This is a genomic window from Buchnera aphidicola (Mollitrichosiphum nigrofasciatum), assembly GCF_039388045.1.
Taxonomy (GTDB): Bacteria; Pseudomonadota; Gammaproteobacteria; order Enterobacterales; family Enterobacteriaceae; genus Buchnera_K; species Buchnera_K aphidicola_B.
Window position 1 is genome coordinate 103,959 of record NZ_CP135015.1, and the last position, 24,786, is coordinate 128,744.

A 24,786-nucleotide genomic window follows, 5' to 3' on the forward strand; every position below is an offset into this window, starting at 1 on the left:
TTTATTTTTTATTTTTGTCGTTTTTATCTACTTCTTCAAATTCTGCATCAACTACATTGGATTTATTTGTATTATTTGTATTTTCATTATTTTGATTTTGTTCGACTGATTTTTCATTAGTTTGATATTCAGTTAATTTTGATGCTACTTTTAAAAGATTTTGTATTTTTTGATCAATTGTGTTTTTATCTTCACCTTTAAGTGCTAGATCTAATTCATTTATTGCTTCTTGAATTTTATTTGCATCTTCTATATTTATTTTATCTTTACATTCTACAAGTTGTTTTTTAGTATTATGTGATATTTGATCACCTTGGTTACGTATTGTTATTAATTCTTCAAATTTTAAATCTGCTTCAGCATTTTCTTCTGCGTCAGTAACCATTTTTTTAATTTCTTCATCGTTTAATCCTGAAGAAGATTTTATGGTTATTTTTTGTTCTTTTCCACTATTTTTATCTTTTGCTGAAACATGTAAAATACCATCTGCATCAATATCAAAAGTAACTTCAATTTGCGGCATACCTCTGGGAGCTGGTTGTATTCCATCTAGGTTGAATTGACCAAGTGATTTATTTGCAGATGCCTGCTTTCTTTCACCTTGCAATACATGTATTGTTACTGCAGATTGATTATCTTCGGCAGTTGAAAACACTTGGCTGTGTTTGGTAGGTATAGTAGTATTTTTATTAATTAATGAAGTCATTACACCACCCATAGTTTCAATTCCTAAAGATAATGGTGTAACATCTAATAGTAATACGTCTTTTACTGTTCCAGATAATACTCCACCTTGCACTGCTGCCCCTACTGCTACTGCTTCGTCGGGATTAACATCTTTTCTTGGTTCTTTACCGAAAAATTCAGCTACTTTTTTTTGAACCATGGGCATTCTAGTTTGCCCACCTACTAGTATAACATCGTGAATTTGTTCTACAGATAATTTTGCATCTTGTAAAGCTAATTTTAATGGTTTTAAAGATTGTATAATTAAATCTTCTACTAATGTTTCTAATTTAGTACGTGTTAATTTTATATTAAAATGTTTAGGACCTGTAGAATCTGCAGTAATATATGGTAAGTTTATGTCAGTTTGTTTTGTTGAAGATAATTCTATTTTTGCTTTTTCTGCTGATTCTTTTAATCGTTGCATTGCTAAAGCATCTTTTCTTAAATCTATACCTTGTTCTTTATTAAATTCGTTTACTAAATAATTAATAATCCTACTATCAAAATCTTCACCACCTAAATGAGTATCACCGTTTGTTGATAATACTTCAAAAGTTTTTTCTTTATCTACTTCATCTATTTCAATAATCGATATATCAAATGTACCACCGCCTAAATCATATACTGCTATAGTTCTATTTCCTTTACCTTTATCTAAACCATATGCTAGAGCTGCGGCTGTTGGTTCGTTAATGATACGTTTTACTTCTAATCCAGCAATTGTACCTGCGTCTTTGGTTGCTTGTCTTTGCGCGTCATTAAAGTATGCTGGTACTGTTATAACAGCTTGGGTTATTTTTTCTCCCAAAAAATCTTCTGCTGTTTTTTTCATTTTTTTTAGTACTTCTGCAGAGATTTGTGGCGGTGCTATGTCTTTTTTTTGTACATGTAACCACGCATCACCATTTTTTGATGGTGTAATTTTATATGGCATTATTTTTAAATCTTTTTGCACTTCTTGATCAGTGAATTTTCGACCAATTAATCTTTTAATTGCAAATAATGTATTTTTAGGATTTGTAATAGCTTGTCTTTTAGCTGGTTGTCCAACTAATATACTGCCTTCTGCAGTATATGCAATTACAGATGGAGTTGTTCTTTCACCTTCGGCATTTTCTAACACTCTTGCTTGAGTTCCATCCATTATTGCAATACATGAATTGGTAGTACCCAAATCAATTCCAATAATTTTGCTCATTTTATACTCCATTATAAATTTTTATTTATTTTCTAAATAAAAAAATTATTTTTAGATATAAATTAAATGGGGTTGTTTTATAATTCATCAAGGGTTTAGGTAAAATATTTTTTATTTTTTTTGTATTGTAAAATTTTAACATTTTTTATTGTTTTTTTTTATTTAATTTTATATTTTTTATTCAAATTACATGTAAAGTATAATATAATTATTTATTAATTTATTATATAATATATTTTAAAATATATGTTGAAAAATTTTAATGAGATAATAGAATTTTTTGGTTTTTTAAGTAGTTTAATATGTTTATTATTTATTGTTTGTATAATGTTAATAGGAGGTTTTTTTTTAGGAAATCGTAGTGTGTCGAGTATCAAACACATACCTTTCGAATCCGGAATTGTAGCTTTTGGTAATACTAATTTACGATTATCTATAAATTTTTATTTAATTGCTGTATGTTTTGTTATATTTGATGTTGAAACTCCTTATTTATATTCTTGGATTTGTAATATCAATTCAAATGGTTGGTTAGGTATGTTTTTTGTTTTTAATTTTATTATTACACTTTTAATTAGTTTGTTTTATTTAATTCGTGTTGGTATATTAAAATTTTGTGTTTAATAGTAATCAATTATTTTTAATATATAAAAGAGATTTCATTATGAATTATTCACTTACATATGTTGATAAAATTAAAAAAAATAAAGAAAATATATACACAACTAGTGTTAATTTTTTAAAAAGAAATAAAAATATTTTTTTAGGTAAATTAAGTGAAATACTAAATAATTTAGTAAATTGGGGTAGAAAAAATTCTATTTGGCCTTATAATTTTGGTTTGTCTTGTTGTTATGTAGAAATGGTTACTGCATTTACTTCTGTTCATGATATAGCTAGATTTGGATCGGAAGTTTTAAGGGCATCACCTAGGCAAGCAGATTTAATGGTTATAGCTGGAACTCCATTTATTAAAATGGCTCCTATAATTAAGCAATTATATGATCAAATGTTAGAACCAAAATGGGTTATTTCTATGGGTTCTTGTGCAAATTCAGGTGGTATGTATGATATTTATTCTGTTGTGCAAGGTGTTGATAAAATTATTCCTGTAGATGTTTATATTCCCGGATGCCCTCCAAGACCTGAAGCTTATATAGAAGGTTTAATGTTATTACAAAAAAGTATTCAAAAAGAGAGAAGAACTTTATCTTGGTATATGGGAAAAAATAAAATAAATAAAAGTAAAATCTATTCACAAAAATATAAAAAAAGAAAAAAAAGAATTTCTACTACTTCTTTACCAATGAATTAAAATCATGCAATTTTTAAATTTTTTATGATAATTTTGTAATTTATTTATCTTATAATTTAATCATTTTAAGGAAAAAAAAAATAAATACACACGTACATATTAATCATTTGCAGCATCCAGTAGTTAAAAAAATTTTTAAAAAATTTTCAAAAAAAGATTTATTTATTCAAAATACTAAAATTAATTGTCCTGTTATTTGGATTAAAAGAAAAATTATTTTAAAATTAGTAAAATATATTTTTAGTTTAACTGAATTGTTTTATATTTTATTTGATTTACATGGTGTTGATGAACGGTCAAGAATAAATCGTGATTTAATACCTAAAGGTGATTTTTCAGTATTTTATCATTTTATTTCTTTAAAAAGTAATAATGATATAATGTTTAAAGTAATGTTATCACAGGATGAGTTATGCGTACCTAGTATTGTTTCAATTTATGCTAATGCAAATTGGTATGAGCGTGAAGTGTGGGATATGTTTGGGATAAAATTTATTAATCATCCTCATTTGCAGCGTATTTTAATGCCTAGAAATTGGATAGGACATCCTTTAAGAAAAGATTATCCAGCTCGTGCAACAGAATTTACAAATTTTTTTTTAACACAACAAAAACAAGAATTAGAGATGGAAAGTTTAAAATTTAGACCTAAAGTATGGGGTATGAAGAAAAATTCAAATAATTCTGATTTTATGTTTTTAAATTTAGGTCCTAATCATCCTTCTGCACATGGAGTTTTTCGCATTGTTTTACAATTAGATGGTGAAAAAATTTTTGATTGCGTTCCAGATATAGGTTATCACCATCGAGGTGCTGAAAAAATGGCTGAAAGACAGTCTTGGCATAGTTATATTCCATATACTGATCGTGTAGAATATTTAGGTGGTTGTGTAAATGAGATGCCTTATATTTTAGCTGTAGAAAATTTAGCAGGTATAATTGTTTCTGATAGAGTGAATTTTATTCGTATTATGTTATCTGAATTATTTAGGATTAATAGTCATTTGTTATATATTTCTACTTTTATACAAGATGTTGGTTCTATGTCTTCTGTTTTTTACGCTTTTACTGACAGACAAAAGATATATGATATAATTGAATTTATAACAGGTGCGAGAATGCATCCAGCATGGTTTAGAATTGGTGGTTTAGCGAATGATTTACCTATTGGCTGGCAAAAACTTTTGAAAAAATTTCTTGTATGGATGCCTAAAAGATTAAAATTTTATATTAAATTAGCTTTAGAAAATAGTATTTTAATTGCTCGTTCTAAAGGTGTAGCAGCATATAGTAAAATTGAAGCATTGCGTTGGGGTATAACAGGATCTGGTTTAAGGGCTGCTGGTGTTAATTTTGATGTTCGAAAAAATAGACCTTATTCTGGATATGAAAACTTTGATTTTGAAATTCCTATTGGAAATGGAATTAGTGATTCTTATTCTAGGGTTTTGTTAAAATTAGAAGAAATATGGCAAAGTTTATCTATTTTAAAACAGTGTTTACATAATATGCCTGAAGGACCATATAAATCAGATCATATATTAACAACACCACCGAAAAAAAAAAAAACATTAAATGATATAGAAACTATGATTAATCATTTTCTTAATGTTTCTTGGGGTACCGTAATACCAGCTAACGAAAGTTTACAAATGATAGAAGGCACTAAAGGTGCGAATAGTTATTATTTAATTAGTGATGGAAACACGTCAAGTTATCGTACACGTATAAGAACTCCTAGTTTTGCGCATTTGCAACAAATTCCTTCGGTAATTCGTGGGGGTTTAATTTCTGATTTAATTGTCTATTTAGGTAGTATTGATTTTGTTATGTCAGATGTCGATAGGTAAAATATGAATACAAATTTAAGAAGTTTTGATAATTTAATATTTATTAATTTTAAATTAACTAAATTAGAACAGATGAATATCAATAAAGTAAAAGAATTTTATAAAAATCCAAGAGCTGCTTCAATTGAAGCATTAAAAATTGTTCAAAAAAAAAGAAATTGGATTTCTCAAAATGCTATAATTGCTATAGCAAAATTCTTAGATATTTCATCAACAGATTTAGAAGGAGTGGCTACATTTTATAGTGGTATTTTTAGACAACCTGTTGGTCGATATATTATTCAATATTGCAATAGTGTTGTATGTTTTACAACAGGTTATAAGAATGTAAAAAAATCTTTAGAAAAAAAATTAAATATAAAACCTGGTCAGACAACTGTAGACAAAAAGTTTACTTTATTATCTACATGTTGTTTAGGTTATTGTGATCAAGGACCGGTTATTTCAATTAATAAAAAAATTTATAAAAAATTAAATTATTCAATTATTCCTTTAATAATAGAGTCGTATAATGATATCAAGAAAAATTAATGCAGAAACACATCCCTTAACTTGGTGGTTGGGTGATAAATTAGATCAAGATTATACTGTTTATTTTAAAGAATATAGTAAAAAAAATGGGTATTTAGCTTTTAAAAAAGCTTTACGTTTTATGTCTTCGCAAGATATTAAACAATTAGTTCTTAATTCTGGTTTAAAAGGTAGAGGTGGGGCGGGTTTTTTAACTGGTTTAAAATGGAATTTAATTTCTAATGATTTAAATATTAAAAATAGATATATCATTTGTAATGCTGATGAAATGGAGCCTGGTACTTATAAAGATCGTTTTTTAATGGAAAAAATTCCTCATCAATTACTTGAAGGTATTTTATTATCTGGATTGGCTTTACAAGCTACTTGTGGTTATATATTTTTACGTGGAGAATATCATACAGCAGAAAAAATTTTAAACAAATCAATTAAAGAAATAATTAATGCTGGATATTTAGGAAAAAATATTTTAGGTAGTGATTTTAGTTTTAATATTTTTATACATACTGGTGCAGGTCGCTATATTTGTGGGGAAGAAACTGCTTTAATTAATTCTTTAGAAGGTAAAAGAGCAAATCCTAGATCTAAACCACCGTTTCCTGGAATGGTGGGATTGTGGGGAAAGCCTACTTGTGTTAATAATGTAGAAACTTTATCTAATATACCTGCTATAGTATTAAATGGTGTTTCTTGGTACAAGAATTTATCTAATAGTTTAGATTCAGGTACAAAAATAATGGGTTTTTCTGGTTGTGTGAAAAAACCTGGTTTATGGGAAGTTCCTTTTGGTATTACTGCAAGAGAGTTGTTAGAGTTTTATGCTGGTGGTATGCGTGATGGTTTGAAATTAAAAGCGTGGCAACCAGGTGGAGCAGGTACAGATTTTTTGCTTGAAAAACATCTTGACACACCAATGGATTTTAATAGTATTAGATCTATAGGTAGTCGTTTAGGAACAGCTATATCTATGGTGGTTGATAATACAATAAATATAGTATCTTTAGTGTATAATATAGAAAAATTTTTTTCTAGAGAGTCTTGTGGTTGGTGTACTCCTTGTAGAGAAGGATTACCTTGGATTGTACATATATTGCGTTCTTTAAAAGACAATAAAGGTTGTGTAGGTGATATTGAAATTTTAGAAGAATTATGTGTTAGTTTAGGACCTGGAAAAACTTTTTGTGCTTTAGCTCCTGGAGCGATTGAGCCTTTACAAAGTGCTATTAAATTTTTTCGTTCTGAATTTGAATGTGGTATTAAATTTTAAATATATAATTTATTTTAAATTTTTTTAATTTTTTATTAAGTTTAATTTTTATTAAATATTATATAAAATTTACATAACATTAAATTTTTAAAATATTATAAAAATTATTAACTAAAATTATGGTTTTGGAAAATTATTATTATGGTTGTAATTTATATAGATAAAAAATCATATAATGTGTCACGTAAGGAAAATTTATTACAAGTATGTTTATCTAAAGGGTTAGATGTCCCTTTTTTTTGTTGGCATCCTGTTTTAGGTAGTGTTGGCTCTTGTAGACAATGTGCAGTGAAGCAATATACAATGGTCGATAAAAATATAAAAAGTAGTAGTATTGTGATGTCTTGCATGACGCAGATTACTGATCGAATGATTATTTCAACTAATAATCCTGAAGTAATACAATTTAGGAAAAATATTATAGAATTGTTAATGTTAAATCATCCTCATGATTGTCCAATATGTGCAGAAGGTGGAAATTGTCATTTGCAAGATATGACAGTTATGACTGGGCATAATAATAGAAGGTATAAATTTTCAAAAAAAATTTATAAAAATCAATATTTAGGGCCTTTTTTAACTCATGAAATGAATCGTTGTATTAGTTGTTATCGTTGTGTACGTTTTTATAATGATTATGCGGATGGAGATGATTTTGGAGTGTATGGTGCGAATAATAAATTATATTTTGGAAAATTAAAATCTGGTGATTTAGAAAGTGAATATTCCGGTAATTTAGTTGAAGTCTGTCCTACTGGGGTTTTTAGTGATAAAACACATTTACATAATTTTAATAGAAAATGGGATATGCAATATGCTCCTAGTGTATGTCATTTTTGTAGTATTGGGTGTAATATTAGCGCAGCTGAAAGGTATGGTGAGTTACGTCGTATTGAAAATAGATACCATGAAAGTATTAATAAATTTTTTTTGTGTGATTTAGGAAGATTTGGTTATGATTACAATAATATTTTAGATCGTCCAAAATATATAACTAAAATTAATAAAATTGATATGCGTATTTTAAATTTTAATGATGGAATTCAATTAGCTGTCAATTTATTAAAAAAATCTTCTAAATTTATTGGCATTGGTTCGGCGCGTTCAAGTATAGAAAATAATTTTGCTTTATATAATTTAGTTGGAAAAAAGAATTTTTCGACAGGTATGTCGAAAATTAAAAACGATTCTATAAATTTTATTATCGATGTATTACAAAACAGTGGATTATATGTGCCTACTATTACGGAAGTAGAAGATTATGATTGTATTTTAATTATAGGAGAAGATATAACACAAACTGCTGCAAGATTAGCGTTAGCAGTAAGACAAGCGGTTAAAAAAAAAAAAATAAATCAGGCGGTTGCTAATAATATTCATATTTGGAATAATTATGGTATAAATAATTTTAGAAATAATGCGCGTAATTTTTTGTTTTTAACTTCTAATGATGTAACTCGTTTAGATGATATTGCAGAAATTACTTATTTTGATAATTTTTCAAATCAAATTTTATTTATACAATCAATAATAAATATTATTAGTAATAAAAAATATAAAATTAACAATTTCAATTCCCATATCATACATAAAATTAATTTTATTGTTAAAGCATTATTAAGATCTAAAAAACCATTAATTATATCAGGCATGAAGAATGATGAAATTATTTTTCTGCAATTAGCAGTTAATGTAGCTAATATATTAAAAAAAAAAAATAAAGATGTTGGATTAATATTATTACCTTCTTTTGCTAATGGAATTGGTGTTTCTTTAATGCAAGGTATATCTTTAGAAGAAGTTTTTTATAATATAAAGTATAAAAATGTTGATTCTTTAATAATTTTAGAAAATGATTTATATTATTTAGTTGAAAAATTAAAATTAGATAATGTTTTTAATAAAATACGTAATGTTATAGTTTTAGATCATCAAAATACTCATACAGTAAAAAAAGGAACTTTGATTTTCCCTTCAGCTAGTTTTTTTGAAAGTTCAGGAACCATAATAAATTATGAAGGAAGGGCTCAAAGATTTTTTCAAGTGTATGATCCTTCTTATTATAATAAAGATGTAGGTATATTAGAGAGTTGGCGCTGGTTGTATTATATACACAAAAAATTATATCCTAATTTTTTAAAATGGGAATCTTTAGATGATTTACTTAAAACATTTTTTCTATTTTTTCCGTTATTTAGGGATTTAAAAAATATTTCCCCTAATGCTGATGTTCGTTTTATTGGTCAAAAAATAGCACGTTCTCCGAATCGTTATAGCGGAAGAACAGTGATGAGAGCACATATTAATGAACATGAAATTCATCAACCACAAGATAAAGATACTATTTTTTCTTTTTCAATGGAAGGAATACAACATTCTTGGAAGTATTCTTCATATATACCATTTTATTGGTTTCCTGGATGGAATTCTGCTCAATCTTGGAATAAATTTAATAAATATATTAATTATGATAAAATTTATCAAAATTCTGGATTATTATTATTTAAAGAAAAAAAAAATAATTATAATAATTTGACATATGTTTATAAAAATTTATTTAAAAAATTTAAGTGGCGTGTAGTTTCATATTATAGATTATTTGGTAGTGAAGAAATGAGTCAAAAATCGCATTTTATTAAACAAAAATTAAAAACTGTGTTTGTTAAAATTAATTTTTTAGATGCATTAGATATTAATATAAAAAATCATGATTTTTTATATTTTACATGTTTAAATATGGAATATTGTTTAAAGGTTTTTATATCAAGAAATTTGTCTAGAGGTAGCATTGGATTACCTTTAGGTATGTTTGGCTTACCTCATTCTTTGTTAGGAAAAGAAGTAACGAATGTGAGGAGAGGAAAAAATTTATGAAATTTTATGATAATGTAATGAATATTAGTTTCTTGCATTTTTTTTTAAAATCTGTTTTTATAATTTTATTATTAGTTTTTTCTGGTGCGTTTATGACAATTTTTGAAAGAAAATTATTAGGTTTTTTTCAAAATAGACACGGTCCAAATCGTGTTGGTTGGTATGGTTCTTTGCAATTATTTGCTGATATGATTAAAATATTTTTTAAAGAAGATTGGAATCCAAAATTTTCTAATAAGTTTTTTTTTAATATAGCTCCAATTATTGCTTTTGTTGCTTTACCATTAGTTATTTGCTCAATTCCAATATCACCTTATTTTTATATTATAAATTTTAAAATAGGTGTTTTATTTTTTTTAATGATGGCAGGGATTTCAGTTTATTCAATATTATTTGCAGGATGGTCAAGTAATAATAAGTATGCTTTATTAGGTGCTGTAAGATCTTGTGCGCAAATTTTAAGTTATGAGGTTTTTTTAGGATTATCCATTGCAGGGGTTGTAGCTAGATCAGGATCTTTTAATTTAATAGATATAGTATGTAGTCAAAATACTATTTGGAATATTATTCCTCAATTTTTTGGTTTTTTAAATTTTTTTATTGCTAGTTTAGCAGTTTGTCACAGGCATCCATTTGATCAACCAGAATCTGAACAAGAATTAGCTGATGGTTATCATATTGAATATTCTGGTATTAAATTTGGTTTATTTTTTATTGGGGAATATGTTTCGATAATTATCATTTCTATGTTAACAGTAATTTTATTTCTTGGTGGTTGGAATGGTCCATATTTTTTACATTTTTTTTGGTTTTTTATAAAAACTTTTTTTATTTTGTGTTTAATTATATTAATACGTGCTGCTTTACCTAGGCCAAGGTACGATCAAATGTTATTATTTGGTTGGAAAATTTGTTTACCTTTATCATTGTTAAATATTTTAATAACCGCTTTATTTTTATTAAATTTATCTTATAAGTAATGAATTTATGAATTTTAAAAATTTCTTTTTAAATTTTTTTACACAATTAAGAAGCATTTGGATGATTTTTTTAAAACTTTTTTCTAAAAGTGAAACACGGATGTACCCAGAAAAGCCTTTGTCACTGGCTCCGCGTTATCGAGGAAGAATTATTTTAACTCGTGATCCAAATGGTGAAGAACGATGTGTAGCTTGTAATTTGTGTTCTGTAGTTTGTCCAGTAAGTTGTATTTCTTTACAAAAAGGAGAAAAAAAGAACAAACGTTGGTATCCAATATTTTTTAGGATAAATTTTTCACGTTGTATTTTTTGTGGTTTGTGTGAAGAAGCCTGTCCTACTTTAGCTATACAATTAATACAAGATGTTGAATTATCTGAATATTCTAGAAAAGATTTAATATATGAAAAATATGATTTATTAATTTCTGGAGTTGGTAAGTATCCCGATTATAATTTTTATAAAATTTCTGGTGCAAAAATAATTTACAAAGATACTAATAATGATTTTAAAAAAAATAAAGTAAAACCTATTAATGTTACAGATTTATTATTGTAAGGAAAAATATGGAGTTCATGTTTTATTTGTTGTCTTTTTTTTCGGTTTTTTCGACTTTAATTGCTATTTTACATAGTAATCCAATATACACATTATTATATTTAATTATTTCATTTATATCTATATCGGGTATTTTTTTTATTTTAGGTGCTTTTTTTGCAGCAACATTACAGATTATTTTATACACTGGTGCTATCATGGTTTTGTTTGTTTTTGTTGTAATGATTTTAAATTTAGGAAATTTAACTATTATTTCTGAACGTAAATGGTTTTATTTTTTATCTTATGTTAAAACTTTTTTTTTATCTTTTGTATTTTTTATTATTATGAGCATAAGTGTTGCGAGTACTAAAAATAAAAATGTTATTTTAAATTTAATTATTGATTTTAAAGATATTGGTTTTGATTTATTTAGTCATCATTCTATTATAGTTGAATCTATTTCAATGATATTATTAACTGCATTAATTATTATATTTCATATAGGTAAAAATGCTGAATAATATTTTATAATTCTAAAATTATTATTTTAATGTTTGGGTATTGTAATGATTTCCTTATATCATGGTTTAATATTGGTTTTTATGTTGTTGGCATTAGGTGTTTTTTCATTGCTTATTAGAGGTAATTTATTATATATATTAATTAGTTTAGAAATTATGGTGAATGCTATTGCTTTAGCATTTGTAATTATAGGTAATTATTGGGGGCAAACTGATGGACAATTAATGTATATTATCATTATAACTATAGCTGCTGCAGAAATTGGTGTAGGATTAGTTGTTTTAATGCATTTATATAAAAAATATAAAACTTTAAATATTGATTTTTTAAGTGAGATGCATTTATGAAATGTATTTATTTATTAATTTTAATACCATTTTTAAGTTTTATTTTTTTTATTTTTTTTGGGACTTTATTTGCAAAAAAAAAATCTAAATTTTTTGGTGTTTTTTTTATATTTTTAGAGTTGTTTGTTTTTTTATGTATTTGTTTTAAATTTTTTAGATCAGGTAATGTATTTTATGAGCATTTATTCACTTGGATATCTATAAATAGATTTAATATTGTTTTTTCTTTATTGTTAGATCAATTATCTTTTATAATGCTAAGTTTGTTAATTTTTATCAGTTTTTTAATTTATTTGTTTTCTGTTTCATATATGAAATCTGTAAGTATATTTGATTATTCTAGATTTTTTGCGTATTTAAATTTGTTTATTGCAAGTATGGTTTTATTAGTTTTATCTGATAACATTATTTTAATGTATTTTGGTTGGGAAATTGTTGGTTTATGTTCTTATTTGTTAATTGGATTTTATAATGTTAATAAAAATAATGGATTTTATGCTAGTAAAGCTTTCTTGATAACTAGAATAGGAGATGTTTTTTTATTTATTGCAATTTTAATGTTAAATTTTAAATTCAATACTTGTAATTTCAATGATATTAATATGATAATTAATAATATCACTTTAATTCATACAAATCATCTGTTTTTAATTACTTTATTTTTATTTTTTGGAGCTATAGGTAAATCTGCACAATTTCCTTTACACATATGGTTATCTGATGCTATGGTTGGACCTACTCCAGTATCAGCTTTAATACATTCTGCAACTATGATTACAGCTGGGGTTTATTTAATTACTCGTATGCATTATTTATTTATTTTAAATCCTTTTATTTTATTAATATTACGAATTAGTGGTCTATTAACTATAATTATTGGATGTATATGCGCTTTAGCAGCAAAAGATTTAAAAAAAATATTAGCATATTCTACTATAAGTCAAATTGGATATATGTTTTTATCTCTGGGTGTAAAAGCTTGGGATGCTGCGATGATTCATTTAGTTATTCATGGAATGTTTAAGGCTTTATTGTTTCTTACTGCAGCAAGTTTAATAATATATTGTAATAATCAAAATATTTTTAAAATGTTGATTTGTAAAAAAAATGTATTTTTTTTATATATTTCTTTTATTTTTGGATGTTTATCTTTAATATCTTTTCCAATTATAACATCTGGTTTTTATAGTAAAGAAAATATTTTATTTAACATTTTACAAAATGGAAATTTATTTTTTTTTAGTATTAGTTTGTTATGTACTTTTTTAACATCGATATACACATTTAAAATGTTTTTTCTTATCTTTAATTATGATCATGATGGTTATTCTATTCCTATTAGTAGCTTAATGCAAATCTTCCCTATGGTTATTTTAGTTATATGTTCCACTTATATTGGATTTTTATTTTTACCTAATGTATTTAATGTATTTTCTTATAAAATTTTTTCACATGATTATAAATTAATTTTAGGTTGTTGTTCTGGTTTATTATCTATATTAGGTATTTTTTGTGCTTATTATTTATGGATATTAAATAAAACTTTATTAAGGGAATTGTTTAAATATAAATATATTTGTTATTTTTATAAAATGTTTTATAAATCTTTTTATTTTGATTTATTATATAAATATTTTTTTGTTTCTTTTTATAACAAAATTTCTAAAATTTTATACCACGATCCTGTAAATAAAATTAATAGTTTAAATGTTTATTTTTTAAATTTTATAGGTCAAAAAATTATTTTATGTATTAATAGTTACTTACGTTGGTATATAACGTTAACTATATTTAGTTTTTTAATTATATTGTCTATTATGGAAAATTTATAAATATTTATTTAAAAATTTATTAAAAGTTTTGTTTTATTTTTGAATTTAAAATAATGTATGTTTTTTGAATATTTATAGGAATTTTTAAATGTTACTTTTTTTGTTAGTTATTCTTCCTTTTATTGGTGGAATTTTATGTCTTCAATCTCAATATATTGACTTAAAATTTCCGCGTTTTGTAGCATTATTGACAATTTTTAGCACATTTATTGTGCTAATTAAAATTTGGTTTGAACAATATTATAATAATTTTTTAAAAATTCATATAAAAGATTATTGGGATATAGAATTTAATTATAATTTACTTACTAATTTAGGTATTAATTTTCATCTGGGTTTAGATGGATTATCTTATGTAATGCTTATTTTAACTAGTTTATTAGGTTTCATTTCTGTTTTATGTTCTTGGAACGTGAAATTTAAAAATCAGGGTTTTTTTTATTTTTGTCTTATGTGGTTAATTGGTTCAATTATAGGTGTGTTTTTATCTTTAGATTTGTTTGTTTTTTTTTGTTTTTGGGAATTAGTTTCTATTCCTATGTATTTTTTAATATTAATATGGGGTTTTAAGAATAAAAAAAAATATTTTTTTAAATATTCTATTAATAATTTTTTTATTTATTCAAAAATTTCTAGTTTTTTTTTATTATTAGGTGTTTTAGGTTTAGTATTTAATTATCATGCTTTGACTAATCATTGGTCATTTGATTATAATTTAATTTTAAATACACCTATTTCTTGGAATTTAGAATGTTTATTAATGTTTTTATTTTTTATATCTTTTTCTATTAAAATTCCTATTGTACCTTTTCATAATTGGATGGTGAATTTTCATACTTATGCACCTATTTCGGGAGCTTTAGATATTTCTGGTATATTATTAAAGACTTCTATTTATGGTTTATTACGTTTTAATATTTGTTATTTTCCTATTTCTTCTTTATATTTTTCTTATTTTTTTATTTTATTGGGTTTAATAAATATATTTTATTGTTCTTTTCTTGCATATAGTCAAAAAGATGCAAAACGTTTAATTGCTTATAGTTCTATTGCGCATATGGGATATATATTAATTTCTTTATATAGCATGAATTTATTATCTTTAGAAGGGTTAATTATACAAGTAATTTCTCATGCGTTTACTACAGCTGCTTTGTTTATATTATTAGGTGATATTTATTTTATTCTTGGGACGCGAAAAATAACAAAACTTTCTGGTATATGGATAATTTTAAATTATATTCCTGCTTTTCTTTTATTTTTTTGTATGGCGAATTTAGGAATTCCTGGTACTGGAAATTTCACTGGTGAATTTTTAATGCTTTTAGGTAGTTATTTTTATGTTCCTAATATTACAATTCTGGTTTCTATTTGTTTAATTTTTACTATGATATATTCATTAAAAATTTTGCAAAGTTTTATTTTTGGTATTTATAAAAATGAAAATAAATTTATTATTCAAATAGGATGTTTGGAAAAATTTGTTCTGTTTTTTTTGTTTATTTTAGTAATTATTATTGGATTGTATCCTCAAAAAATTTTAGATATTTTATATTATTCTATTATGAATATTTATAAAAACTTTAATTATTTGACAGAAAATTAGAAGGTTATCATGAGTAAAATTAATTTATTGCAACAAATAATTGCTTTATTTCCTATAATAATTATTTTTTTTTCTATATTATTAATAGTTTTTAGTATTTCTATTTATAGAAATCATTTATTTGTTTTTAGTGTTTCTATTATTTGTTTTTTTTTATCTTTATTTTCTATATTTATATATAATAAATTGTATGTTTTACCGTTTTATTTTATACAGTATATTACTATAGATTATTATTCTTTTTTTAATGAAGTAATAATATTATTGACTAGTTTATTTACATGTTTGTTTTTTTATTTACGATTCAAATTTGTGTCTATTAATAAAGAAGAGTTATATTTGTTATTATTACTATCTACTTTAGGCGCTATAATTTTAATTAGTACTAATAATATGATGTTATTATATATTTCTATAGAATTACTCTTTTTCCCTTTATTTGGGTTAATAGGATATTTTATAAATTATAAAAATTCTTTAGAATCTGTTTTAAAATATATTATTTGGTCTAGCATTACTTCGATTTTTTTATTATTAGGTGTTTCTTTTATATATTTAATTTTGGGTAGTTTTAATATTGATCATTTTATATATTTTTTTGATTTACTTTCTTTGAAAGATAATTGTTTATTAATTTTGGGATGTTTAATAATATTGATTTCTTTATTATGTAAACTGTCTATTTTTCCTTTTTATTTTTGGATATCTGATGTATATCAAGGAATTACTTTTCCTGTATTAATATATTTTTCTATTGTAGCTAAAATTGCAGTTTTTAGTTTTTTAATGAACTTTTTTAAAAATATTCCTATAAATTATATTCAAAATATATATTATCTTATATATATTTTAGCTTGTTTTTCTGTATTTTTAGGAAATTTAATAGCCTTAATGCAAAATAATATAAAAAGCTTATTAAGCTACACTTCTATATCACATTTCGGTTATATATTAATTACTTTAGTTGCTTTTTATAATAAATCTTTAATTTTTAGCACTAATTATCTTTATTTTTTAAATTATTTTTTAATTAATATCGGAATTTTTGGAACTTTAAGCACAATATCAAATATTTTTTATATAAATAATAATTGTAATACTATATCAATGTATAAGGGTTTATTTTGGAAAAGTCCATTTTTAGCTTTATCATTGACAATTAATTTATTATCAGCTTCTGGAATACCATTTACTATTGGTTTCATTAGTAAGTTTTATCTTATGTTTTTTTTGTTTAATCAAAAATATTTTATTTTAGTTATATTAATGACGATAAGTAGTGTTTTAGGTATATATTGTTATTTTAAAATAATTTTTCCTTTATTTTGCTATCCTGCAAATTTGTTATTTCGTGAAAACTATTCTATTTGTAATCTTATTATAAATTATTTTGCACTTTTTTTAATTATTTTTTTAATTATATTTTATGGTTGTTATCCTAAATTCTTATTAATTTTATTTAATTTACATTAATTATATTTTATATATTTAAATAATAAATATTTATTTTTTAAATTTATTTCTTTTATTGAATAATATATTCATATGTAATTAATTTAAATTTTTTTAAAATTTAAAAGGATTATTTTTAAATATAATACATATTTTTATATATAAATATTTAAATAATTTAATAATTTAATAATTTAATAATTTTAATTAATAAATATTATTTTAGATCTTAACAGGATTGTGCTGTCGTTATTTATATTTTAAATTTTTTATTGATATTGGTAATATTACCAATATCAAGTTTTACATTCACTATATGTTGAACATAAATGTATAAATTTTTAATATTATTTAGATAATATTAAATATATTCTCTTTATTTTTATTAGTATTGATATTATGTTAGTATATAAAATTTTTTAAATAAATGATTATAAAATTATTTTATATTATTAAAATAATGTAATATTTTAAAAGTAATTTACGTTTGTAAGATAAGTTCATGATCATTTTTAAATAATTTGTGAAATTATTATTCCTGTTAAATTTATTTATTATTTCTAATGTTCAAACATAGCAGATATTGATTCTTCATTATTTATTCTACGTATAGCTTCAGCTAACATGTAACTTAGAGTTAATGTACGTACATTAGGTAAAGATTTTATTTTTTTAGTCAATGGGATTGTGTCACATACCACTATTTCATTTATACTAGAATTTTTAATGTTTTCTAATGCAGGTCCAGAAAATATTGGATGTGTTGCATATGCAAAAACACGTCTTGCGCCATTTTTTTTTAGTGCTTTAGCTGCACTACATAATGTCCCTCCAGTATCAATAATATCATCTATTAAAATACAATCTTTGTTTTCAATATCTCCTATTATATGCATTACTTGTGAATAATTAGCATATGGTCTTCTTTTGTCTATTATTGCCATATCTGTATCGTTTAATAACTTTGCTATTGCTCTAGTTCTAACAACCCCTCCTATATCTGGTGAAACTACAACTGGGTTTATTAGATGTATTTTTAACATATCTTCTAATAATACTACACTACCAAAAACATTATCCACAGGTATATCAAAAAAACCTTGAATTTGTTCTGCATGTAAATCTACTGTTAAAATTCTATCTACCCCTACATTTGATAAAAAATCTGCTATAACTTTGGCGGTTATCGGTACTCTTGCAGATCTTACTCTTCGATCTTGTCGGGCGTAACCAAAATATGGAATTACAGCAGTAATTCTTCCTGCAGATGCTCTTCTAATTGCATCAATCATAACTATTAATTCCATTATGTTATCGTTAGTTGGGTAGCAAGTTGATTGAATTACAAAAACATCTGATCCTCTAACATTTTCATTAATTTGTACGCTAATTTCTCCATCGCTAAATCTACCTATTATTGCATTACTTAGTTTATGATATAAACTTTTTGCAATAGATTGTGCTAAATTTGGTGTAGCATTTCCAGAAAATAATTTTATATCCGACATTTTAGTTCCTTATATATTAAATATTGGATATAATATTATAAATAATTCTCATATATAAATATATTAAAATAATATTTATATATATTAAATATTAATTTTAATAATATATTTTTAAAATACAATTTTATATACATTTTGAAAATAAAATATTTGAATATCTACTGAATGTTGAAATATATTAATAATTTTATATTGTATTAATTAAGGAATTATAATTATATGAAAAAAATAATGGTTTTAAAATTACAATCTTTATATAAGCGTTATATTGAAATTCAAGTATTATTAACTAAAAAAGATGTTATTATTAATAATAAAAAATTCAGTGCTTTATCTCGTGAATTTTTAAAATTATCTCGTATATGTAAGTATTTTATTAATTGGAAATTAATTAAAAAGGATATTATTTCTCTTAAAGAGTTATTACATGATTCTGAGATGTACGAGTTAGCATATAATGATTTAAAAAATAGTTATATTAAAAAAAAAAAAATAGAAAAAAAAATAAAGTTTTTATTAATACCTATTGATCCTAATGATAAAAATGGTTGTATAATTGAAATTCATGCAGCTACAGGAGGTGACGAAGCTTCAATTTTTGCAGGTGATTTATTTCGTATGTATAGTCGATATGCTGAGTTAAATTCTTGGAATATTAATATTATGCATGTACAACATAGTGTTAAAGGTGGTTTTAAAGAAATTATTTTTAAAATCATTGGTTATGGAGCTTGTGGAAAATTAAAATTTGAATCAGGTGGGCATAGAGTACAACGTATACCAAAAACAGAATCACAAGGTCGATTGCATACCTCTACTTGTACTGTGGCGGTTATGCCAATAGTTAAACAATCAAAATTATTAAATATTTTACCTAATGATTTAAAAATTGATACTTTTCGTGCCTCAGGTGCTGGAGGACAACATGTAAATACTACTGATTCTGCAATAAGAATTACACATATTCCAACTGGTATAGTAGCAGAATGCCAAGACGAAAGATCGCAACATAAAAATAAAGCAAAAGCTTTGTCTATTTTATCTGCTCGTGTTTATAATGCAAAAATTTTAAAAAAAAATAAAAAAAAAGCTTTTTTACGTAAAAATTTATTAGGAACTGGTGAACGTTCAGATCGTAATAGAACATATAATTTCCCTCAGAATAGAGTTACGGATCATAGAATTAATTTAAATTTATATTGTTTAAATGATATTTTAGCTGGTAATATGGATTTGTTGATTCAACCTATTATACAAGAATATCACGCTGATATTTTATTAAATATTTCTAAATAATATATGACTATTAATAAATGGTTAGTATTTTCTTTTATAAAACTCGAAAAATATTCCTTATCAAAATATTATGCTGAAGAAATAATTTGTTTTATATTAAATAAAAAAAAAAATTGGATTTTTTTAAATATTGAATTTTTATTATGTTTTAAAATATTAAATAAACTAAATTATTTATTATCGCGATGTCTTAATTTCGAACCTTTAGACTATTTATTTAAAAAAAATAATATTTTTTTTTTGAATTTTGTAATTTCCAAAGATACTTTAATTCCTAGAATTTCAACTAAAATTTTAATTGAAGTTGTTTAAATAAAGTTAAAAATATTAATAGTTCAATATTAGATTTAGGTACTGGTTCTGGTTTAATTGCCTTAAGTATTGCTAAATTTTACAAAAATAATAAAATATTAGGTTTAGATAAAAATTTTAAATCTATTATGATAGCTAAAAAAAATGCTATTATACATGATCTTAGCAATGTTTATTTTATATTAAGTGATTGGTTTAATTCTATTAAAAATATGCATTTTGATATTATTGTTAGTAATCCTCCATATATTAGTTATGAAGAGAATTTTTTATTAAAGAAAAATATTTTTTTTGAACCTTTAAATGCTTTATTTTCAGAAAAAAAGGGGTTAAGAGATATAAAGTATATTATTCAAGAATCAAAAAAATACTTAAATTCAAACGGTTGGTTAATGATTGAACATGGTTTTATGCAAAGAAAAATTATTTTAAAATATTTTAAAATACATAAATATAGTAATATAATTTCTTATAAAGATATTTATGGTATATATCGTATTACAATAGGTCAAATAAAATAGATTTATTTTGTACTATATAAAAATATTTATAATATATATTTTAATATTTCATAAATATATTTTAGAGGATTTAATGAAAAATACTTTGATTTTAGTATTTAATTGTGGTAGTTCTAGTTTGAAATTTTCTATATTAAATGTTTATAGTAAGAAAAAATTTTTATATGGTGTTGTAGATTTTATTAGAAAAGAATTTATTTCTGTTGTATGGACTATAGGTGATTTACAATTTAAATCTTTATTAAATTTTAATGGTTCATATAAAATTGTTATAAATTTTATTTTGGAAGAAATTATATTTAAAGAAAGATATTTATTATCTAAATTAATAGGTATTGGCCATAGAGTTGTACATGGTGCGCAATATGTTAATAAATCTGTTATTATTAATAAAAAAGTTTTAAATTATATTAAAAAAGCTTGTATTTTTTCACCATTACATAATCCAATAAATTTATTATGTATTAAAATTATTCTTAATAAAATGAATTTATTTAAAAAAAATAATGTTGCTGTTTTTGACACTGCTTTTCATCAAACTATTCCAAAAAAATTTTATTTATATGGTATTCCTTACTTTTATTATAAGAAATATAGTATAAGAAAATATGGAGCGCATGGTATTAGTTGTTTATATTCAGTAAGAACAGTATCTAAAATATTAAATATTCCTTTAAATAAACTAAATGTTATTATTTGTCATTTAGGAAATGGATCATCCATTTCTATTGTTAAACATGGTAAATGTCTTGATACTTCCATGGGTTTGACTCCATTAGAAGGTTTAATTATGGGTACTAGAAGTGGCGATATTGATCCTTCAATTGTATTTTATATGTATAAAAAATTAAAAATGAGTATCGAAAGTATTGAGTCAATTTTAACAAAAAATTCTGGTTTATTAGGTATAAATGGTATTTCGCAAAACTTTCATTATTTAAAAAAAAAATATTATACAAATAAGTTTGTTAAGTTGTCTATTGATATGTTTTGTGCAAGAATAATAAAATATATTGGAGCATATTTTGTATTAAATGAAAAAAAAATTCATGCTTTAATTTTTACTGGTGGAATAGGTGAAAATGTTCCTTTGGTTCGAAAAATAATTATTTCTAAATTATCGATTTTAGGTTTTTATATAGATAAAAGTAAAAACAATTCTGTTGTTAATAAAAATATTTTCATAAATACTAAAAATAGTATCAATATTTTAATTATACCTTCTAATGAAGAATATATAATTGCTGAAGAAGTTTTATATTTAATTAATAAATACAAAATTAATGTTATGTGATTTTTTATTTTTTTACTTTTTTGTTTATTTTATAATTTTTTTAAAATATTTAAATATATATTTTTAAAAAATTTTTATAATTACACATTAGTATTTGTATAATTTAAATGCAACTTTTAATTATAAATTTTTTTAAAATTATAATATTATTATAAATTTTTATAGAAATTTTAAAAGATATAAAATTTTATAATATTTTAAAAAATTTAGTTATTTTATTTATCAATATTTAATAATATGTTATCATTAATTTAATTTTTGATATAAAAAGTTTTTATTATATTTTTTTTAAACATGTTAATTATATTATTTTAATTCATATATGGTATGGAAATATGTCAAATAAATCTGTTTTTTTAAAACCAAAAGATTTTATTACAAATATATATAAATTATCTAAAAGTAATTATAATAAAATTTTATTACCTGAAGGTTATTCAATTAGAGTAATTAAAGCTGCTTCTAAATGTCAAAAATTAAATTTAGCACAGTGTATTTTATTAGGAAATAAAAAGAAAATTTATAAAATTGTTCAAAAAAATAATATTTTTTTACATAAAGATATTATAATTATTAATTCAAAATGTATTTTTAGAAAATACATATATAAACTAATACAATTACGTTTGTATAATGATATGAATAAATGTTATGTTTATCAAGATATTCGACAATATATGGTTTTACCTGCTCTTATGTTATATAATAATGATGTAGATGGAATTGTGTCTGGATCCATTCATACTACTGCTGAAACTTTACGTCCAGTATTTCAATTAATAGGAAAAGATAATAAATTTAGTTTAATTTCTTCTGTTTTTTTTATGTTATTAGATGAAAAAGTATTAGTTTATGCTGATTGTGCTATTAATAGAAATCCTAATGCTAAACAATTAGCTGATATTTCCGTGCAATCTGCTATAACAGCAAAATTATTAGGAATAAATCCAAAAATCGCTATGGTGTCATATGCTACAGGTAATTCCTCTACTGGTAAAACAATTGATAAAGTCAGAATAGCTGTTAAAATTGTTAAAAAAAAATATCCAAATTTAATTATTGAAGGTCCATTGCAATATGATGCTGCAGTTATTCCAAGTATTTGTAAATTAAAATCTCCATTTTCTATAATAAAAGGTCAAGCAACAATTATAATATTTCCTGATTTAAATTCTGGAAATATTACTTATAAAGCAGTTCAGTGTAGCGCAGCGAAATATAATTCTATATATGCATTTGGACCTATCTTACAGGGAATTAAAAAACCAGTAAATGATCTTTCACGAGGGGCTTTAGTGGAAGATATTGTATATACTATTGCAATAACTTCCATACAGTGTAAAAAAAAAATAAATTAATTTTAATTATCTTATTATTATATTTTAATTATAATATCAGTTATTGGAATACAACAACATGTCAAAATTTCTTTTGGGTTTAATATTGCTAATTGTTCTTTGTTGATGTATTTTATTGAACCTTTAATTAAACTTACTCTACACATACCGCAATACCCTTTTTCGCATTGATATGAAACATGTATATTATTTAATTCTAAAGTTTTTAATAGGGTTTGTTTTTTAATATTAATTATCTTTTTTTGAATATTTTGTTGTATAATAGTTATTAAATTATTGGAATTCATAAAATAAAATCGTTAAATTCATCTTTATTTATTTCAGATTTAATTTGACCAACTAAATATGAACTTAATTCTACTTCTTGTGGTGCATTTTGTACATTATCTGATACTAACCATGCATTAATCCATGGAATAGGGTTAATATTAACAGAAAAAGGCATTTTAAAACCTAAAGCTTGCATACGAATATTAGTGATATATTCAATATATTTGCATAAAATTTCTTTATTTAAACCTAATATTGAACCATCTTGAAATAAATATTGAGCCCATTTTTTTTCTTGTTCTGCAGCAGTTAAGAATATTTGATATGATTCATGTTCGGATTTTTTTATAATTTTTTGCATTTCAAATGAGTCATTATCATGTTTTAACAAATGTAATATATGTTGCGTTCCATTAAGATGTAATGCTTCATCACGCGCTATTAATCGAATAATTTTTGAGTTTCCTTCCATTAATTTACGTTCTGCAAAAGCAAAAGAACAAGCAAAACTTACATAAAAACGCACAGACTCTAAAGCATTTACACTTATTAAACATAAATATAATTTTTTTTTTAAGTTTTTTAAACTAATATTTATTTTATTGCCATTAATATTATGTTCACCTTCACCTAATAAGTGCCAGTAATTGGTGTTATTTATTAATTTATCATAATATTTAGATATATCTTTAGCTCTGGAATAAATTGCTTGATTATTGATTATATTATTGAAAATAGTCGAAGGATTATTAATGATGTTTCTTATAATATGTGTATACGATCTTGAATGCACAGTTTCAGAAAAAGACCATGTTTCTATCCATGTTTCAAGTTCTGGTATAGATACTATAGGTAAGAATGCAACATTTGGGCTTCTACCTTGGATAGAATCTAAAAGTGTTTGGTATTTTAAATTACTTAAAAAAACATGTTTTTCATTTTTAGATAATTTCTGAAAATCTATTCTATCTTTTGATAAATCAATTTCTTCAGGTCTCCAAAAAAAGGATAATTGTTTTTCTATTAATTGCTCAAAAATTTTATATTTTTGTTGGTCATATCTAGCTATATTTACTGATTGTCCAAAAAACATAGGTTCTTTTAATTGGTTATTATTATTTTTTGAAAATGTAGTGTATGTCATATTTTTTCCTGATTTATACTTTTATATAATAAATTATTTTAC

The 24,786-nt window shown here is 23.2% G+C and carries 22 protein-coding genes; 18 read left to right on the forward strand and 4 right to left on the reverse strand.

What is annotated here, in order from left to right:
- Nucleotide 1: 1 nt before the first annotated feature.
- On the reverse strand, nucleotides 2-1,927 hold the full coding sequence (dnaK, locus tag RJT30_RS00510) for a molecular chaperone DnaK (protein WP_343190400.1): 1,926 nt from the start codon (nucleotides 1,925-1,927) through the stop codon (nucleotides 2-4).
- 246 nt (nucleotides 1,928-2,173) lie between these two features.
- On the opposite strand from dnaK, the gene ndhC reads away from it, so the two are divergent.
- The 13 genes from ndhC to RJT30_RS00575 all read left to right on the forward strand — a co-directional run bounded on the left by ndhC (nucleotide 2,174) and on the right by RJT30_RS00575 (nucleotide 17,062).
- Nucleotides 2,174-2,551 carry an NADH-quinone oxidoreductase subunit A gene (gene ndhC, locus RJT30_RS00515; protein ID WP_343190401.1) on the forward strand — a complete coding sequence of 126 codons (378 nt, stop codon included), beginning with the start codon at nucleotides 2,174-2,176 and terminating at the stop codon, nucleotides 2,549-2,551.
- Nucleotides 2,552-2,591: 40 nt separating this feature from the next.
- Nucleotides 2,592-3,242 carry an NADH-quinone oxidoreductase subunit B gene (locus RJT30_RS00520; RefSeq protein ID WP_343190402.1) on the forward strand — a complete coding sequence of 217 codons (651 nt, stop codon included), beginning with the start codon at nucleotides 2,592-2,594 and terminating at the stop codon, nucleotides 3,240-3,242.
- 59 nt (nucleotides 3,243-3,301) lie between these two features.
- Nucleotides 3,302-5,092 (forward strand): NADH-quinone oxidoreductase subunit C/D, encoded by a 1,791-nt coding sequence (gene nuoC / locus RJT30_RS00525; protein WP_343190484.1) that lies wholly within the window; start codon nucleotides 3,302-3,304, stop codon nucleotides 5,090-5,092.
- Between the two features lie 3 nt (nucleotides 5,093-5,095).
- Nucleotides 5,096-5,623: an NADH-quinone oxidoreductase subunit NuoE gene (gene nuoE / locus RJT30_RS00530; protein ID WP_428994213.1), complete on the forward strand. Its 528-nt coding sequence runs from the start codon at nucleotides 5,096-5,098 to the stop codon at nucleotides 5,621-5,623.
- Nucleotides 5,604-6,890: an NADH-quinone oxidoreductase subunit NuoF gene (nuoF, locus tag RJT30_RS00535; protein ID WP_343190403.1), complete on the forward strand. Its 1,287-nt coding sequence runs from the start codon at nucleotides 5,604-5,606 to the stop codon at nucleotides 6,888-6,890. The genes nuoE and nuoF overlap by 20 nt, the downstream gene beginning before the upstream one ends.
- A gap of 141 nt (nucleotides 6,891-7,031) precedes the next feature.
- Nucleotides 7,032-9,764: an NADH-quinone oxidoreductase subunit NuoG gene (gene nuoG / locus RJT30_RS00540; protein WP_343190404.1), complete on the forward strand. Its 2,733-nt coding sequence runs from the start codon at nucleotides 7,032-7,034 to the stop codon at nucleotides 9,762-9,764.
- Nucleotides 9,761-10,744, forward strand: coding sequence for an NADH-quinone oxidoreductase subunit NuoH (nuoH, locus tag RJT30_RS00545; protein WP_343190405.1), 984 nt, complete (start codon nucleotides 9,761-9,763; stop codon nucleotides 10,742-10,744). The genes nuoG and nuoH overlap by 4 nt, the downstream gene beginning before the upstream one ends.
- Before the next feature lie 7 nt (nucleotides 10,745-10,751).
- Nucleotides 10,752-11,300, forward strand: a complete 549-nt coding sequence (gene nuoI, locus RJT30_RS00550; RefSeq protein WP_343190406.1) for an NADH-quinone oxidoreductase subunit NuoI — start codon at nucleotides 10,752-10,754, stop codon at nucleotides 11,298-11,300.
- Nucleotides 11,301-11,308: 8 nt separating this feature from the next.
- Entirely contained in the window at nucleotides 11,309-11,803 is a 495-nt protein-coding gene (locus tag RJT30_RS00555; protein WP_343190407.1) for an NADH-quinone oxidoreductase subunit J family protein, read from the forward strand.
- Nucleotides 11,804-11,848: 45 nt separating this feature from the next.
- Entirely contained in the window at nucleotides 11,849-12,151 is a 303-nt protein-coding gene (gene nuoK, locus RJT30_RS00560; RefSeq protein WP_343190408.1) for an NADH-quinone oxidoreductase subunit NuoK, read from the forward strand.
- Nucleotides 12,148-13,983, forward strand: a complete 1,836-nt coding sequence (locus RJT30_RS00565; RefSeq protein ID WP_343190409.1) for an NADH-quinone oxidoreductase subunit L — start codon at nucleotides 12,148-12,150, stop codon at nucleotides 13,981-13,983. The genes nuoK and RJT30_RS00565 overlap by 4 nt, the downstream gene beginning before the upstream one ends.
- An 88-nt stretch (nucleotides 13,984-14,071) precedes the next feature.
- Nucleotides 14,072-15,589 (forward strand): complex I subunit 4 family protein, encoded by a 1,518-nt coding sequence (locus tag RJT30_RS00570; RefSeq protein WP_343190410.1) that lies wholly within the window; start codon nucleotides 14,072-14,074, stop codon nucleotides 15,587-15,589.
- 9 nt (nucleotides 15,590-15,598) lie between these two features.
- Nucleotides 15,599-17,062 carry an NADH-quinone oxidoreductase subunit N gene (locus RJT30_RS00575; RefSeq protein WP_343190411.1) on the forward strand — a complete coding sequence of 488 codons (1,464 nt, stop codon included), beginning with the start codon at nucleotides 15,599-15,601 and terminating at the stop codon, nucleotides 17,060-17,062.
- A 539-nt stretch (nucleotides 17,063-17,601) separates the two neighbouring features.
- Here the strand turns inward: RJT30_RS00575 and RJT30_RS00580 are convergent.
- Entirely contained in the window at nucleotides 17,602-18,549 is a 948-nt protein-coding gene (locus RJT30_RS00580; protein WP_343190412.1) for a ribose-phosphate pyrophosphokinase, read from the reverse strand.
- Between the two features lie 219 nt (nucleotides 18,550-18,768).
- Here RJT30_RS00580 and prfA point away from each other — a divergent pair, with 219 nt between their 5' ends.
- The 5 genes from prfA (at nucleotide 18,769) to pta (ending at nucleotide 23,330) form a co-directional block, all read left to right on the forward strand.
- Entirely contained in the window at nucleotides 18,769-19,845 is a 1,077-nt protein-coding gene (prfA, locus tag RJT30_RS00585) for a peptide chain release factor 1 (RefSeq protein WP_343190413.1), read from the forward strand.
- Nucleotides 19,846-19,848: 3 nt separating this feature from the next.
- Nucleotides 19,849-20,157, forward strand: a complete 309-nt coding sequence (locus tag RJT30_RS00590; RefSeq protein WP_343190414.1) for a hypothetical protein — start codon at nucleotides 19,849-19,851, stop codon at nucleotides 20,155-20,157.
- A gap of 14 nt (nucleotides 20,158-20,171) precedes the next feature.
- Nucleotides 20,172-20,678 carry a HemK/PrmC family methyltransferase gene (locus RJT30_RS00595; RefSeq protein WP_343190486.1) on the forward strand — a complete coding sequence of 169 codons (507 nt, stop codon included), beginning with the start codon at nucleotides 20,172-20,174 and terminating at the stop codon, nucleotides 20,676-20,678.
- A gap of 73 nt (nucleotides 20,679-20,751) precedes the next feature.
- Entirely contained in the window at nucleotides 20,752-21,972 is a 1,221-nt protein-coding gene (locus RJT30_RS00600) for an acetate/propionate family kinase (RefSeq protein ID WP_343190415.1), read from the forward strand.
- Between the two features lie 335 nt (nucleotides 21,973-22,307).
- Nucleotides 22,308-23,330: a phosphate acetyltransferase gene (pta, locus tag RJT30_RS00605; RefSeq protein ID WP_343190416.1), complete on the forward strand. Its 1,023-nt coding sequence runs from the start codon at nucleotides 22,308-22,310 to the stop codon at nucleotides 23,328-23,330.
- 17 nt (nucleotides 23,331-23,347) lie between these two features.
- Here the strand turns inward: pta and yfaE are convergent, their stop codons facing one another.
- Together yfaE and nrdB are read right to left on the reverse strand one after the other, a co-directional pair.
- Nucleotides 23,348-23,617 (reverse strand): class I ribonucleotide reductase maintenance protein YfaE, encoded by a 270-nt coding sequence (yfaE, locus tag RJT30_RS00610; protein WP_343190417.1) that lies wholly within the window; start codon nucleotides 23,615-23,617, stop codon nucleotides 23,348-23,350.
- Nucleotides 23,614-24,744, reverse strand: coding sequence for a class Ia ribonucleoside-diphosphate reductase subunit beta (nrdB, locus tag RJT30_RS00615; RefSeq protein WP_343190418.1), 1,131 nt, complete (start codon nucleotides 24,742-24,744; stop codon nucleotides 23,614-23,616). Before nrdB ends, yfaE begins: the two co-directional genes overlap by 4 nt.
- Between the last annotated feature and the right edge of the window lie 42 nt (nucleotides 24,745-24,786).

Excerpts from the sequence above, each read along its gene's own strand:
- nuoF (WP_343190403.1), top strand. The coding sequence starts at position 5,604 with ATGATATCAAGAAAAATTAATGCAGAAACACATCCCTTAACTTGGTGG.
- nuoG (WP_343190404.1), top strand. The coding sequence starts at position 7,032 with ATGGTTGTAATTTATATAGATAAAAAATCATATAATGTGTCACGTAAG.
- RJT30_RS00565 (WP_343190409.1), top strand. The coding sequence starts at position 12,148 with ATGAAATGTATTTATTTATTAATTTTAATACCATTTTTAAGTTTTATT.
- RJT30_RS00570 (WP_343190410.1), top strand. The coding sequence starts at position 14,072 with ATGTTACTTTTTTTGTTAGTTATTCTTCCTTTTATTGGTGGAATTTTA.
- dnaK (WP_343190400.1), bottom strand. The coding sequence starts at position 1,927 with ATGAGCAAAATTATTGGAATTGATTTGGGTACTACCAATTCATGTATT.
- RJT30_RS00580 (WP_343190412.1), bottom strand. The coding sequence starts at position 18,549 with ATGTCGGATATAAAATTATTTTCTGGAAATGCTACACCAAATTTAGCA.
- RJT30_RS00520 (WP_343190402.1), top strand. The coding sequence starts at position 2,592 with ATGAATTATTCACTTACATATGTTGATAAAATTAAAAAAAATAAAGAA.
- nuoH (WP_343190405.1), top strand. The coding sequence starts at position 9,761 with ATGAAATTTTATGATAATGTAATGAATATTAGTTTCTTGCATTTTTTT.
- RJT30_RS00575 (WP_343190411.1), top strand. The coding sequence starts at position 15,599 with ATGAGTAAAATTAATTTATTGCAACAAATAATTGCTTTATTTCCTATA.
- nrdB (WP_343190418.1), bottom strand. The coding sequence starts at position 24,744 with ATGACATACACTACATTTTCAAAAAATAATAATAACCAATTAAAAGAA.
- nuoI (WP_343190406.1), top strand. The coding sequence starts at position 10,752 with ATGAATTTTAAAAATTTCTTTTTAAATTTTTTTACACAATTAAGAAGC.
- RJT30_RS00555 (WP_343190407.1), top strand. The coding sequence starts at position 11,309 with ATGGAGTTCATGTTTTATTTGTTGTCTTTTTTTTCGGTTTTTTCGACT.
- prfA (WP_343190413.1), top strand. The coding sequence starts at position 18,769 with ATGAAAAAAATAATGGTTTTAAAATTACAATCTTTATATAAGCGTTAT.
- nuoE (WP_428994213.1), top strand. The coding sequence starts at position 5,096 with ATGAATACAAATTTAAGAAGTTTTGATAATTTAATATTTATTAATTTT.
- ndhC (WP_343190401.1), top strand. The coding sequence starts at position 2,174 with ATGTTGAAAAATTTTAATGAGATAATAGAATTTTTTGGTTTTTTAAGT.
- RJT30_RS00590 (WP_343190414.1), top strand. The coding sequence starts at position 19,849 with ATGACTATTAATAAATGGTTAGTATTTTCTTTTATAAAACTCGAAAAA.
- nuoK (WP_343190408.1), top strand. The coding sequence starts at position 11,849 with ATGATTTCCTTATATCATGGTTTAATATTGGTTTTTATGTTGTTGGCA.
- pta (WP_343190416.1), top strand. The coding sequence starts at position 22,308 with ATGTCAAATAAATCTGTTTTTTTAAAACCAAAAGATTTTATTACAAAT.
- RJT30_RS00600 (WP_343190415.1), top strand. The coding sequence starts at position 20,752 with ATGAAAAATACTTTGATTTTAGTATTTAATTGTGGTAGTTCTAGTTTG.
- yfaE (WP_343190417.1), bottom strand. The coding sequence starts at position 23,617 with ATGAATTCCAATAATTTAATAACTATTATACAACAAAATATTCAAAAA.